The sequence below is a fragment of the Azospirillum baldaniorum genome (genome assembly GCF_003119195.2).
Lineage (GTDB): Bacteria > Pseudomonadota > Alphaproteobacteria > Azospirillales > Azospirillaceae > Azospirillum > Azospirillum baldaniorum.
The window spans coordinates 2593599-2609035 of record NZ_CP022253.1 but is presented as its reverse complement, the minus strand read 5'-3'; the positions used below and the strand labels follow the sequence as shown (position 1 = coordinate 2609035).

4 protein-coding genes are annotated in these 15437 nt (G+C 69.3%); all 4 read left to right on the top strand.

The window, feature by feature from the left end; all coding sequences use genetic code 11:
• Position 1 precedes the first annotated feature (1 nt).
• On the top strand, positions 2-1246 hold the full coding sequence (locus tag Sp245p_RS12305) for an aminotransferase class V-fold PLP-dependent enzyme (protein ID WP_014239635.1): 1245 nt from the start codon (positions 2-4) through the stop codon (positions 1244-1246).
• A 48-nt stretch (positions 1247-1294) separates the two neighbouring features.
• Positions 1295-1669 (top strand): Rid family detoxifying hydrolase, encoded by a 375-nt coding sequence (locus Sp245p_RS12300; RefSeq protein WP_014239636.1) that lies wholly within the window; start codon positions 1295-1297, stop codon positions 1667-1669.
• A 65-nt stretch (positions 1670-1734) separates the two neighbouring features.
• The gene (locus tag Sp245p_RS12295) at positions 1735-2109 is read left to right on the top strand and encodes a hypothetical protein (RefSeq protein ID WP_014239637.1); all 375 of its coding nucleotides are present in this window, start codon (positions 1735-1737) and stop codon (positions 2107-2109) included.
• 581 nt (positions 2110-2690) lie between these two features.
• Positions 2691-15395: an Ig-like domain-containing protein gene (locus Sp245p_RS12290; RefSeq protein ID WP_109138527.1), complete on the top strand. Its 12705-nt coding sequence runs from the start codon at positions 2691-2693 to the stop codon at positions 15393-15395.
• The last annotated feature ends 42 nt before the right edge of the window (positions 15396-15437 follow it).

Sequence of the window (15437 nt, the reverse complement as noted above, 5' to 3'; positions counted from 1 at the left end):
TATGACCGGAAACGATCTGCGTCCGGCCGGCGCCTCCCCTTTGCCTGCCGACATCCTGGACGAGGAACTGGACGCGCTCCGCGCCGAGACGCCGGGGCTCGCCGGACAAACGTTCCTCCTGAGTTGCGGCGCGTCGCTGATGCCACGCCCCGTGGTCGAGCGGATGCACGGCTACCTGGATCTGGAAGCCCGGCTGGGCGGATACGGTGCCTTCACGGCTTCCGAGGAGCGACTGGAGCGTGTTTATGGGTCGATTGCCCAGTTGATCAATGCAGCACCCGCCGAGATCGCTCTCGTCGAGAACGCCACGGTCGCGTGGCAGCTGGCTTTTCATTCCCTCGACTTCACCCCCGGCGATGTGGTCATCACCGCCGAGGCCGAATACGGCGCCAATTATGTGACCCTGCTCCAGATGCAGCGGCGCCGGGGAGTCGTTATCCGCGTGTGTCCGTCGGATGAGCAAGGCGTCGTCGATCTGACAGCGCTTGAGCGGATGATCGATCCGAAGGTTCGCCTGATTTCGTTGACCTGGGTGCCGACCAATGGTGGGTTGAACAATCCGGCGGCGGCCGTCGGGCAGATCGCCCGCGCGCACGGCATTCCCTATCTTCTGGATGCCTGCCAAGCGGTCGGTCAGATGCCGGTCGACGTCCAGACACTCGGCTGCGACTTTCTGGCCGCGACGTCGCGCAAGTTCCTGCGGGGACCGCGTGGCGCGGGCTTCTTGTATGTCCGTCGCGCGATGTTGGACCGGTGTGAGCCCCCCTTCATTGATCACATCGGCGCCCGGTGGGTGGAGCGCAACCGCTATGAGCTGCGCGATGATGCCCGGCGCTACGAAAGCTGGGAAAGCAACCACATGGCGCGGCTCGGCATGGGCGAGGCCGCCGATTATGCGATGGAAGTCGGCATCGACCGCATCTGGCGCCGCTGCCGCCGGCTGGCACAGCGGCTTCGAGATGGCTTGGCAAGCGTGCCCAGCTTCCGGACTCATGACCTGGGCGCGTGCCCCAGTGCCATCGTCAGCTTCAGCTCCGATGCCGTGGACCCGCGGAGCATCGTCGCCGGAGCTGCAGCCCGTGGCATCGTCATCAGCACCTCGTCGCCGGAAAGCACCCGCCTGGACGCCGAACGCCGGCATCTGCCCACGCTGGTCCGCGCGGCCCCGCACTACTTCAACACCGAGGCGGACGTCGATCAGCTCGTCGCTTTCGCCGGGTCCCTGATTCGCCACGGTGATGGCTGATCTCACTTCCCCGCCCCTGAGCCATAACGAGCCATAAGGAGACAGGCCGTGACCCCCATTCATACCGACTCCGCCCCGGCGGCCATAGGCCCCTATTGTCAAGCCATGCGCCACGGCGATCTGCTGTTTGTTTCGGGCCAGCTTCCCATCGTTCCGGCGACCGGGGCTTTTGTGTCGGAAGACCCCGTCGAACAGATGGCCCAATGCCTTGCCAACATCGCCGCGATTGCCGAGGCCGCCGGCACGGACATCGCCAAATCCCTGAAACTCACCATTCTGGTCACCGACCTGTCCACCTTCGCCGCCCTGAACGATGAATATGCGAAAGTATTTTCCACGCATAAGCCGGCCCGTGCCTGCTACGAAGTTTCGGCCCTTCCGAAAGGCGCCCAGGTCGAAATCGACGCGATCATCGCCGTGTGAAGCACTCCACAGGACAATGGTATCAGCTGATTTGGAGGAGGCTCAGGCTGGCCGGGGAGCGACGGTTGAAGGTCGGTCTGGTGTGGGCGGGGGAGCCGCGCAAGGAGGACTTCAAGGCCAATTCCGTCGACCGTCGGCGCAGCCTGACGCTGGGCGTCTTCGCGCGCCTGGCCGCCATTCCGGGCGCCGCCTTCCACAGCCTGCAGATCGGGGAGGCGGGCGTCCAGGCCAAGGCGCCGCCTCTGGGGATGGAGGTCATCGACTGGACCAGCCACATCCGCGACTTCGCCGACACCGCAGCCTTCATCGATGAACTGGACCTCGTGGTGACGGTCGACACCTCGGTCTGCCATCTGGCGGGCGGTCTGGGCAAGCCGGTTTGGGTGCGGTCGCGATTCGACGCCTGCTGGCGTTGGCTGGGTCACCGCAACACTTGGTGACGGTCTACGCGTTCGCCGCCAGACATGCACGTTCCAGACATGTACGTTATCGTGGTGGAGAAGGGGGCATCGCGTGCCGATGGTGATGGACCATCGTAGTCCCGTCTGTCGAACCAGAGAGCAGTTAGGCCTCAGCGAGTTGCGCATCCCAAAAACGTTGGTCCAGTCAGCAAACCTGACGATGTCCAACAGCAACATCCGTTGGCCCAGCCCGATCACGCTTGCGTTCAAAACATCAAGGAAATTCAAGGCAGTGCCTGGAAAATTCACAGAGTGAATTTCGGCATTCAATCCTATGCATTTTACTAAATTGGGTTATGAGCGTATTGGCTGAAAGGGGTTACACCCATCAGCCTCGGAGAAGCTCCTCCTATGTCCGATTCGCTTATGCGTTGCTTCAAAGTTGCGCTCACTGATTCGTTCACTGCGGACTGGGCGGGCCAGAAGGGGCTTCGCCTTATCGCACCGGGGCCGGTCGCTCTCGCCGCATCGCCAAGCCATTCCGGCTGATACCAGTCCCGTTAAGCTGAGATCCAAAAAGAAACCGCGCGAACATCAGTTCCATTGGAGCCAGTTGTATCATGACCGACCCGACCTTTACGCTGATGGGCACCGCTCTGTTTGGCCTGAGCCCCAGCGGTTCGGCCACCGTGCTGCGTTATGGGGACTTTGACGGCGACGGCGACCTAGACGTGCTGGTCGGCAACAACAACGGCGATCTGCAGCTTTTCCGGAACGTCGGCACCCCCACATCGCCAAGCTTCACGCTGGTTGGCACCAACCCGTTCGGCTTGGCCGACGTTGGCAACTTCATCGTGCCGGCCTTGGCGGACATCGACGGCGACGGTGACCTGGACGTGCTGGTTGGCGAACGCGACACCGGAAACTTGTTCCTTTTCCGGAACGCGGGCACCTCCGCGGCGCCGAGCTTTACGTTGGAGGCGACCAACCCCTTCGGCCTCAGCGGGGTCGGATACAAAGCCGCTCCTGTCTTCGTGGATCTTGACGGCGACGGCGACCTCGATCTGGTGGTCGGCAAGAGTTCGGGGCTGGTCGCCTTCGAGAACATCGGTACGACGACGCAGCCCAGTTTTACCCTGGTCGGCACCAACCCCTACGGTCTTGGCAACGTCCAGGATTACTCCACGCCGGTCTTCGCGGATATCGACAACGACGGCGACCTCGACATGCTGGTCGGCGAAACGAACAACTCCGGCGCGCCCTACGGCAGCGACATCTATTTCTACCGGAACGTCGGCACGGCAACGCAACCCAGCTTCACCTTGGCCGGTACCAACCCCTTCGGTCTCACGCGGGGGACGGCGAGCATGATTGCGCCGTCTCTCTTCGACATCGATGGCGACGGCGATCTCGACGCCATGGTCGGTCAGGGCAGCGGCACCCTCAGCGTGTACCGCAACATTGCCCCGCCGCCCGCCGTCCCGGTCCTCCAAGGCGCTACGGTCAACGGCACATCGCTGGTCCTCACTTACGATCTGGCTCTGTCCAGCGCCAACCCTCCGGCGGCGAACCGCTTCGCCGTCACGGCGGGGGGGCAGCCGGTCACCGTCAGCAGCGTCGCCGTTGACAGCGTGAACAAGACGGTCACCCTGACGCTGGCCCAGGCGGTCACCAACGCGGACACGGTCACCGTCTCCTACACCGACCCGACCGCCGGCAACGACGCCAACGCCGTCCAATCCGTCACCGGCACTGACGCCGCCAGTTTCACCGCACAGCCGGTCACCAACAACTCGCCCGACACCACCCCGCCGTCGCTGGTTTCGGCGTCGGTCAACGGCACGACCCTGACCCTGACCTATTCGGAAGCGCTGGACGGTGCCGCCGACGCGGCGGGGTCGGCCTTCACCGTGATGGTGAACGGGGTGGCGCGCACGGTGACGGGGGCGGACGCCTCCGGCACGACGGTGACGCTGACGCTGGGAAGCGCGGTGGAACGCTACCAGACGGTCACCGTCGGCTACACGCCGCCGGGCTCGGGCGCCAAGACGCAGGACGTGGCCGGCAACGCCGCCGCCGCGGTGACCGGCCGGGAGGTGCGCAACGTCACCGTGGGCGATGCCAACTTCATCCTGCTCGGCACCAACCCCTTCGGCCTCGTCGACATCGGCACGTCCGCCCGGCCGACCCTGGTCGACATCGACGGCGACGGCGACCTCGATCTGGTGACCGGCAACAGCGGCGCGTCCGTCCGGTTCTACCGCAACGACGGCACCACGGCGGAGCCCAGCTTCACCTTCGTCGGCACCAACCCCTTCGGTATCAGCAACACCCCTTACGGCACGCCCACCTTCGTGGACCTCGACGGTGACGGCGACCTCGACCTGCTGCTCGGCCAGGGTCAAGGCAATACGGTGGTATACCGCAACGTCGGCACCACCGCGGCACCCAGCTTCACCATGGTCGGCACCAACGCCTTCGGCATCGGCCAAGTCGGCGGCGGTTACGCCAAGGCGACGCTCTGGGACTTGGACGGCGACGGCGACCTCGACGTGCTGTTCGGCGGCAATGACGGCTCGTTGACCATGTACCGCAACGTCGGGACGACGGCCGCGCCCAGCTTTACCGTCGTCGGGACCAACCCCTTCGGTCTCGAGGATGTCGGCTTCGCCTCGACGCCGGCCTTCGTGGACATCGACAACGACGGCGACCTCGATGTGCTGGTCGGCAACTTCGACGGCAACACGGTGGTGTTCCGCAACGTCGGCACCAACGCGGCGCCCAGCTTCACCGTCGTCGGCACCAACCCCTACGGCCTGGGCGACGTCGGCACCGCAGCCCTGCCGGTGTTCGCCGACCTCGATGGCGACGGCGACCTCGACGCGCTGATCGGCAACGGCGACGGCAACTTCGTCGTGTACCTCCAGGGCCCCCCGCCTCCCGCGGCGCCCTCGGCCCTGGCGCTGACGGCCGGCACCAACACCGGCTCGACGGCCGACGCCATCACCGGAAACACCGCACCGACCATCACCGGCTCGGCCGTGCCGCTGTCGGAGGTGGTGCTGTACGACGGTGCTTCGGCGATCGGAACCGTCACGGCCGACTCCCAGGGCCAGTGGACCCTGACCACGGGCACGCTGGCCGAAGGCGTCCACACGCTGACCGCGAAGTCCACCAGCGTCTATCACACCGGCACCTCGGCGGCCTCGACCACGCTGAGCGTGACCATCGACACGACGGCACCGACGCTGACCTCGGCGCGGCTGAACGGGACGCAGCTGACGCTGACCTATTCGGAACTGCTGGACGGCGCCCAGGCTCCGGCCGGGGCCTTCGCGGTGACGGTGGGCGGCGTGGCGCGGACGGTCACCGCGGTCGCCTCCAGCGGCAAGACGGTCACCCTGACGCTGGATGCCGGGGCGACGACCTATCAGAGCGTCACGGTGGACTACACCCCGCCGGGTTCTGGCGCGAAGACCGCGGACGCGGCGGGCAACGCCGCAGGCGCGCTGACCGGTCATGCGGTCCGCGTGGTGGGCGATCCGGCCTTCACCCTGGAGGGTACCAACCCCTTCGGGCTTGGCGGTGTCGGGAACAACGCCACACCGATTTTCGTGGACATTGACGGTGACGGCGACCTCGACGCCCTGGTCGGCAACTTCGCCAGCAAAATAGTCTTCTATCGCAACGTCGGGACGGCGACGCAGCCCACCTTCACGCTGGAGGGCTCCAACCCCTTCGGCCTCAACACCGTGGGTTCCGGCGGGGCGCAACCGGCCTTCGCCGACCTCGACGGCGACGGCGATCTTGACGCCCTGGTCGGCACCGCCGGCGGCAACACATACTTCTATCGCAACGTCGGGACGGCGACGCAGCCCACCTTCACGCTGGAGGGCTCCAACCCCTTCGGCCTCAGCCGCGCCGGGTTCGGATCGTCGGTGGAACTGGCGGACATCGACGGGGATGGCGACCTCGACGCCCTGATCGGCGTTGACGACGGCCATACGGTCTTCTATCGCAACGTCGGGACGGCGACGCAGCCCACCTTCACGCTGGAGGGCTCCAACCCCTTCGGCCTCGGCAACGTCGGGTTCAGCGCGACGCCGAAGCTGTTGGACATTGATGGTGACGGCGACCTTGACGCCCTGATCGGCAACGGGGATGGCCAGACGTTCTTCTATCGCAACGTCGGGACGGCGGCGGCGCCCACCTTCACGCTGGAGGGAACCAATCCCTTCGGTCTTGGCGATGTCGGAGACAACGCCACACCGATCTTCGTGGACATCGATGGTGACGGTGACCTCGACGCCCTGATCGGCAATACGGACGGTGATACGGTGCTGTTCCGCAACGTTCCGCCGCCGCCGGCCGCGCCGGGCGGTCTGGCGCTGACGGTGGGATCGAACAGCGGTTCGACGACGGACACGCTGACCAAGGTCACGACGCCGACGTTCACCGGAACGGCGGAGGCATCCGCCACGGTGGTGCTGTATGACGGGGCGACCGCGGTGGGTACGGCGACGGCCAACGGCGCGGGGCTGTGGACGGTCACGTCGGCGTCGCTGAGCGACGGCGCGCATTCGCTGACCGTCAAGGCAAGCACCGCCAACGGCACGTCGGCGGCCTCGACGGCGCTGAACGTGACCATCGACACGGCGGCACCGACGCTGACGTCGGCGGTGCTGAGCGGGACGCGGCTGACGCTGACCTACTCGGAGGCGCTGGACAACGCCCAGACGCCGGTGGCCGGCGCCTTCACGGTGACGGTGGGCGGCGTGGTGCGCACGGTCACCGCGGTCGGGGTCAACGGCCGGATGGTCACCCTGACGCTGGATGCCGGGGCCTCCTCGCTCTATGAGGGCGCGACGGTCAGCTACACCCCGCCGGGCTCGGGCGCCAGGACCGTGGATGCGGCCGGCAACGCCGCGGGCGCGCTGAACGGCCAGCCGGTCCGCGTGGGCGGCGATCCCAAGTTCACCCTGGAAGCCACCAACCCCTTCGGCCTCGGCACCTTCGTCGGCCAGTCCGCCCCGGTCTTCGCCGACATCGACGGCGACGGCGACCTCGACGCGGTGGTCGGCGACTGGTACGCCAACATCGTCGTCTACCGCAACGTCGGCACGGCGGAGGCGCCGAGCTTCACCCTGGTGGGCACCAACCCCTTCGGCCTGAACACCGTCGGCGGCGGCATGCCCGCCTTCGCCAAGCCGGTCCTCGCCGACATCGACGGCGACGGCGACCTCGACCTGCTGGCCGGCAACGCGGGCGGCGACACCGTCGTCTACCGCAACGTCGGGACGGCGGCGGCGCCCAGCTTCACCCTGGTGGGCACCAATCCCTTCGGCTTGAGCAATGCCGGGGGCTTCGCGTCGCCGTCCCTGGTGGACATCGACGGCGACGGCGATCTCGACGCCCTGATCGGCAACGCGGATGGCAACACGCTCTTCTATCGGAACGTCGGAACGGCGGCGGCCCCCACCTTCGCGCTGGAAAGCACCAATCCCTTCGGCCTCGGCGATGCCGGAAGCAACGCCACGCCGATCTTCGTGGACATCGATGGGGATGGCGACCTCGACGCGCTGATCGGCAACGACAGCGGCAACACGGTCCTCTACCGGAACATCGGGACGGCGGCGGCGCCCACCTTTACCCTGGAGGGCACCAACCCCTTCAACCTGGGCGACGTCGGCAGCAACGCGAAGCCGACCTTCGCGGACATCGACGGGGACGGCGACCTCGACGCCCTGATCGGCCGGGACGACGGCAAGACGGTCCTTTACCGGAACACCACGCCGCCGCCCGCCACCCCCACGGCCCCGACCCTGACGGCGGGTTCGAACAGCGGCTCGACCACCGACACGCTGACCAACGTCACGGCGCCGGCGATCGTCGGCACCGCGGTCGCCTCGTCGACGGTGGTGCTGTACGACGGCGCGACGGCCATCGGCACGGTGACGGCCGACGCCTCCTCCGGCCTGTGGACGCTCTCCACCGCCTCGCTGGGCGATGGCACGCACTCGCTGACCGTCACGTCGAGCAACGCCAACGGCACCTCGTCGGCCTCGACCGCCCTGACGCTGACCATCGACACCAAGGCACCGACGCTCACCTCGGCGACGCTGAACGGGACGCAGCTGACCCTGACCTATTCGGAGCTTCTGGACGGCGCCCAGACTCCGGCCGGCGCCTTCACGGTGATGGTGGGCGGCGTGGCGCGGACGGTCACCGCGGTCGCCACCAGCGGCAAGACGGTCACCCTGACGCTCGACGCCGGGGCGACGGTCTACCAGAGCGTCACGGTGGACTACACGCCGCCGGGCTCCGGCGCGAAGACCGCGGACGCCGCGGGCAACGCCGCGGGCGCGCTGACCGGTCAGGCGGTCCGCGTGGCGGGCGATCCCAGCTTCGTCCTGGAAGCCACCAACCCCTTCGGCTTGAACGGTCTTTTCCCGCAAGCCAAGCCGGTCTTCGTCGACATCGATGGTGATGGCGACCTCGACGCCCTGGTCGGCAACATCGGGATCAATCTCCAGCTCTACCGCAACGTCGGCAACGCGACCGCACCCAGCTTCACCTTGGAGGCGGCGACTGATCCCTTCGGGCTGAGCGGTGCGACGATGTCCACCCCGGCCTTCGCGGACCTCGACGGCGATGGCGACCTCGACGTGCTGGTCGGAAGCAACTCCGGCTCCCTGCTGTTCCTGCGCAACGTCGGAACGGCGACGGCGCCCAGCTTCACCCTGGAGGCCACCAACCCCTTCGGGCTCAGCAATTTCATCCCCCTCGCGTCGCCGAGCATCGCGGACCTCGACGGCGACGGCGCCCTCGACATCCTGGTCGGCAGCCAGGGTGGCGACACGCTGTTCTACCGCAACGTCGGCACGGCGACGGCGCCCAGCTTCACGCTGGTCGGCACCAACCCCTTCGGGCTCGGCAATGCCGGGGGGCAGGCGTCGCCGACCATGGTGGACCTCGACGGCGACGGCGACCTCGACATCCTGATCGGCAACATCACCGGTGACACGGTGGTCTACCGCAACGTCGGCACGGCGACGGCGCCCAGCTTCACGCTGGTCGGCACCAATCCCTTCGGGCTGAGCAATGCCGGGATGATGGGGTCGCCGAGCATCGTGGACATCGACGGTGACGGCGATCTCGACGCCCTGGTCGGCGCCTTCACAAGCATCACCCTGTTCCGCAACGTTCCGCCGACTCCGGCGAGTCTGGCGCTGACGAGCGCGTCGAACAGCGGTTCGACGACGGACACGCTGACCAACGTCACGGCTCCGGCGATCACCGGCCTGGCCAAGGCGTTCACGACCGTGGTGCTGTACGAGGGCGCGACGGCGCTGGGCACGGTGACGGCCGACGCCAACGGCCTGTGGACCGTCACGACGGCCTCGCTGGGCGATGGGGCTCATTCCCTGACCGCCGTGTCGAGCGATGCCACCGGCACGTCGTCGGCCTCCAGCACGCTGACGGTGACCATCGACAGCGCGGCTCCGAACGCGCCGACCGTCACGACGGCGCTGAGCAACAGCACGACGCCGACCCTCAGCGGCACGGCTGAAGCCGGGGCGACGGTGACGGTCACGGTGGGGGGCGCCACCTACACCACCACGGCGACCAACGGAACCTGGAGCGTCAACCTCGCCACCGCGACGCCGACCTCCGGCTCCCTGAGCCTGAACGCCAACGGCACGAACGCCGTCTCGGCCACCGCCACCGATGCGGCGGGCAACGTCTCCTCGGCCGGCACGCAGTCGCTGACCATCGACACCACCGCTCCCAACGCTCCGGCGGTGACCAGCGCAACCCTGAGCAACAACGCCACCCCGATCCTCACCGGCACGGCGGAAGCCGGCACCACCGTGACCGTCACCGTCGGTGGGGCGACCTACACCACCACGGCGACCAACGGGACCTGGAGCGTCAACCTCGCCACCGCGACTCCGACCTCCGGCTCCCTGACCCTGAACGCCAACGGCACGAACGCCGTCTCGGCCACCGCCACCGATGCGGCGGGCAACGTCTCGGTCCCCGGCACCCAGTCGTTGGTCATCGACACGACGGCGCCAAACGCCCCGGCGGTGACCAGCGCGGCGCTGACCAACAACGCCACACCGATCATCGGCGGCACGGCGGAGGCCGGCAGCACGGTGACGGTCACGGTGGGTGGAGCGACCTACACCACCACCGCCACGAACGGCGGCGCCTGGAGCCTGAACCTCGCCACCGCCACTCCGGTCACCGGCTCGCTGAGCCTCGATGCCAACGGCGCCAACCCGGTCTCGGCCACCGCGACCGACGCGGCGGGCAACACCTCGGCTCCCGGTACGCAAACGCTGACCATCGACACCACGCCGCCGAGCGCTCCGACCGTCGCCACGGCGCTGAGCAACAGCACGACGCCGACCCTCACCGGCACGGCGGAAACCGGCAGCACGGTGACCGTCACGGTGGGTGGCGCCACCTACACCACGACGGCGACCAACGGGGCCTGGAGCCTCAACCTCGCCACCGCCACTCCGGTCACCGGCTCGCTGAGCCTCGATGCCAACGGCGCCAACCCCGTCACGGCGACGGCGACCGATGCGGCGGGCAACGTCTCCACGCCGGGCACCCAGTCGTTGGTCATCGACACCACGCTGCCCGACGCTCCGGCGGTGACCAGCGCGGCGCTGACCAACAACGCCACCCCGACCCTCACCGGCACGGCGGAGGCCGGCAGCACGGTGACCGTCACGGTGGGTGGAGCGACCTACACCACCACCGCCACGAACGGCGGCGGCTGGAGCCTGAACCTCGCCACCGCGACACCGACCGCCGGCTCCCTGACCCTGAACGCCAACGGCACCAACCCGGTCTCGGCCACCGCGACCGACGCGGCGGGCAACACCTCGGCTCCCGGCACGCAAACGCTGACCATCGACACCACCGCTCCGACCGCTCCGACCGTCGCCACGGCGCTGAGCAACAGCACGACGCCGACACTGACCGGCACGGCGGAAACCGGCAGCACGGTGACCGTCACCATCGGTGGGGCGACCTACACCACGACGGCGACCAACGGGGCCTGGAGCCTCAACCTCGCCACCGCGACACCGACCGCCGGCTCGCTGAGCCTCAATGCCAACGGCGCCAACCCCGTCACGGCGACGGCCACCGACGCCGCCGGCAACGTCTCCTCCGCCGGAACGCAGTCGCTGACTGTCGACACCACGCTGCCCAACGCCCCGGCGGTGACCAGTGCGGCACTGAGCAACAGCACCACGCCAACCCTCACCGGCACGGCGGAAGTGGGCAGCACGGTGACCGTCACCGTGGGCGGCGCCACCTACACCACGATGGCGACCAACGGAACCTGGAGCGTCAACCTTGCCACCGCGACGCCGACCTCCGGCTCGCTCAGCCTCAACGCCAACGGCGCCAACCCGGTCTCGGCCACCGCCACCGATGCATCAGGCAATGTCTCGGCACCGGGCACGCAGTCGCTGACCATCGACACCACCGCTCCGACCGCTCCGACCGTCGCCACGGCGCTGACCAACAGCACGACGCCGACCCTCACCGGCACGGCGGAAACCGGCAGCACGGTGACCGTCACCATCGGTGGGGCTACCTACGTCACCACGGCGACCAACGGGGCCTGGAGCCTCAATCTCGCCACGGCGACGCCGACCGCCGGCTCCCTGAGCCTGAACGCCAACGGCGCCAACCCCGTCACGGCCACGGCCACCGACGCTGCCGGAAACGTCTCGGCGCCGGGCACCCAGTCGCTGACCATCGACACGACGGCGCCAAACGCCCCGGCGGTGACCTCGGCGGCACTGACCAACAGTGCCACCCCGGTGATCGGCGGCACGGCGGAAGCCGGCAGCACCGTCACCGTCGCCATCGGTGGAGCGACCTACACCACCACCGCCACGAACGGCGGCGCCTGGAGCCTCAACCTCGCCACCGCGACACCGACCGCCGGCTCGCTGAGCCTCGATGCCAACGGCGCCAACCCCGTTACGGCCACGGCCACCGACGCGGCGGGCAACGTCTCCTCCGCCGGCACGCAGTCGCTGACTGTCGACACCACGCTGCCCAACGCTCCGGCGGTGACCAGCGCGGCGTTGACCAACAGCACGACGCCAACCCTCACCGGTACGGCGGAAGTGGGCAGCACCGTCACCGTCACGGTGGGCGGCGCCACCTACACCACGATGGCGACCAACGGCAGCTGGTCCATCAACCTCGCCACCGCGACGCCGACCTCCGGCTTGCTGACCCTGAACGCCAACGGCGCCAACCCGGTCTCCGCCACGGCAACCGACGCGGCGGGCAACGTCTCGGCCCCCGGCACGCAATCGCTGACCATCGACACCACGGCGCCGAGCGCGCCCTCGGTGACCAGCCCCGCGCTGAGCAACAGCACGACGCCGACCCTCACCGGCTCGGCGGAGGCCGGCAGCACCGTCACCGTCACCATCGGTGGAGCGACCTACACCACCACGGCGACCAACGGGGCCTGGACCCTCAACCTCGCCACCGCGACGCCGACCGCCGGTTCGCTGAACCTCAACGCCAACGGCGCCAACTCGGTCTCGGCCACGGCGACCGACGCCGCGGGGAACACCTCCTCGGCCGGCACCCAGTCGCTGACCATCGACACCACGCTGCCCGATGCCCCGACCGTCGCCACGGCGCTGAGCAACAGCACGACGCCGACCCTCACCGGCTCGGCCGAGGCCGGCAGCACGGTGACCGTCACGGTGGGCGGCGCCACCTACACCACCACCGCCACGAACGGCGGCGCCTGGAGCCTCAACCTCGCCACCGCCACTCCGGTCACCGGCACGCTCAGCCTCAACCCGAACGGCGCCAACCCGGTCTCGGCCACCGCCACCGACGCCGCGGGGAACACCTCCTCGGCCGGCAGCCAGTCGCTGACCATCGACACCACGCTGCCCGATGCCCCGACCGTCGCCACGGCGCTGAGCAACAGCACGACGCCGACCCTCACCGGCTCGGCCGAGGCCGGCAGCACGGTGACCGTCACGGTGGGCGGCGCCACCTACACCACCACCGCCACGAACGGCGGAAACTGGTCCATCAACCTCGCCACCGCGACGCCGACCTCCGGCTCGCTGAGCCTCAACGCCAACGGCGCCAACCCGGTGTCGGCCACCGCCACCGATGCCTCGGGCAACGTCTCGGCACCGGGCACCCAGTCGTTGGTCATCGACACCACGCTGCCCGACGCCCCGACCGTCGCCACGGCGCTGACCAACAGCACGACGCCCACCCTCACCGGCACGGCCGAGGCCGGCAGCACCGTCACCGTCACCGTCGGTGGGGCGACCTACACCACCACCGCCACGAACGGCGGCGCCTGGAGCCTCAACCTCGCCACCGCCACTCCGGTCACCGGCACGCTCAGCCTCAACGCCAACGGCGCCAACCCGGTCTCGGCCACCGCCACGGATGCCGCCGGCAACATCTCGGCGCCGGGCACCCAGTCGCTGACCGTCGACACCACCCCGCCGACGGCCAGCGTGCTGTTCGAGGACGACAGCATCGACGCCATCGAGCAGTCCAGCGCCGCCTTCACCATCAGCGGCGGCGAGGCCGGGACCAGCTTCACCTGGACGATCACCTCGGCCGGCGGCGGCCAGGTCACCGGCGGCGGCGTGATGAGCGGCCCGACCATGCGGGTGACCGGGCTGGACCTCTCCGCCCTGGGCGACGGCACGCTCACCCTGACCCTCGGCCTGACCGACCCGGCGGGCAACGCCGCGCCGCCCTTCACCGCGACGACGCAGAAGCTCACCGCCACCGTGGAGAAGCCCGCCCCGGTCGCCCCGCCGCCGACGGCCACCGTGGACGGCGCCACCGTCAACGGCTCGATCACCACCGGCGGCGACGGCAAGCGCGTCACCACCGTGACCATCGCGGCCAGCAACAGCAACCGCGTCGAGGACACCAGCACCGCCAACGCCGACCTCGCCGACGTGCCGGTGGTGCGCGAGCAGGTGGTCGACCGCCAGACCGGTGCGGTGTCCACCGTCACCACCCTGACGGTCAGCGTCTCCACCGGCGTGGCCGTCACCACCTCGGGCAGCGCCGAGCGGCAGACCGCCGCGGAGGCGCAGAGCGGGCTGACCGGCCTGATCGCCGCCATCGAGGCGCGCACCGACGCCGGCACCGCCTCGCGCGGCAACCTGACCGGCGGCGGCGACGGCTTCCTCTCGGTGCTCTCCGCCCAGGCCCAGCTCCTGGTGCGCGCCATCGACTTCAGCACGCCGGGGGTGGCCGCCGGCCAGGCGGTGCAGACCAGGGTGACCGGCAACACGCTGGGCGGCACCGGCGTCGCCAGCACGGCGCCGACCGCGGTGGTGCTCGACACCACGGCGGCGGCGGGTCCGGTGACCATCCAGCTCGACAACGTGGAGTTCGCGGCGGTGGTCGGCAACGCCACGCTGGTCGGCGGCGACGGCGAGCAGATCGTCTACGGCGACGACCACGAGCAGTACATGTACCTGGGGGCCGGCGACGACCTCCTGCACGGCGGCGGCGGCAACGACACGATCGCCAGCGCCGGCGGCAACGACACGCTGTACGGCGACGACGGCGACGACGTGGTGATGGGCGGCGAGGGCGACGACTGGCTGTTCGGCGGCGAGGGCAACGACCTGATCGGCGGCGGGGTCGGCAACGACGCGCTGTTCGGCGGGACGGGCCAGGACATCCTGTTCGGCGAGGCGGGCGACGACACGCTGACCGGCGAGGAGGGCGACGACACGCTGTCCGGCGGGGCGGGCAACGACCTGCTGTTCGGCGGGGCGGGCGACGACTTCCTGATCGGCGACGACGGCGACGACACGCTCAGCGGCGGGGCGGGCAACGACGTGGCGCTGGGCGGGGCGGGGCGCGACCTGATCGGGCTCGGCGCGGGCGACGACCTGGCCAGCGGCGGCGACGGCGACGACACGCTGTTCGGCGAGGCGGGCAACGACACGCTGTTCGGCGGGGCTGGCAACGACCTGCTGAACGGCGGGGCGGGCAACGACCTGCTGTTCGCCGACGGCGGCGCGGACACGCTGTGGGGCGGCGCCGGTGCGGACGTCTTCGCCTTCGGGCGCAGCTCGGGCGGGTCGGTGGTGATGGACTTCGAGGTGGGGGTCGACCGCTTGGCCTTCTACGAGGCCGGCATTGACCTCGGCGCGGTGATCCGCTCGGCGCGGGTGGAGGGCGGCAACACCACGCTCGACGTCGGCGGGGGCAACCGCATCACCATCCTCGGCCAGACCGGCAACGTCGCCGGCTGGTTCGGCTGATCATTCGGCAGCCAGAGACCGCTGCGATCCATTCCTCGCTCA

Coding starts and splice junctions, on each gene's coding strand:
- Sp245p_RS12290 (WP_109138527.1), top strand. CDS start 2,691: ATGACCGACCCGACCTTTACGCTGATGGGCACCGCTCTGTTTGGCCTG.
- Sp245p_RS12305 (WP_014239635.1), top strand. CDS start 2: ATGACCGGAAACGATCTGCGTCCGGCCGGCGCCTCCCCTTTGCCTGCC.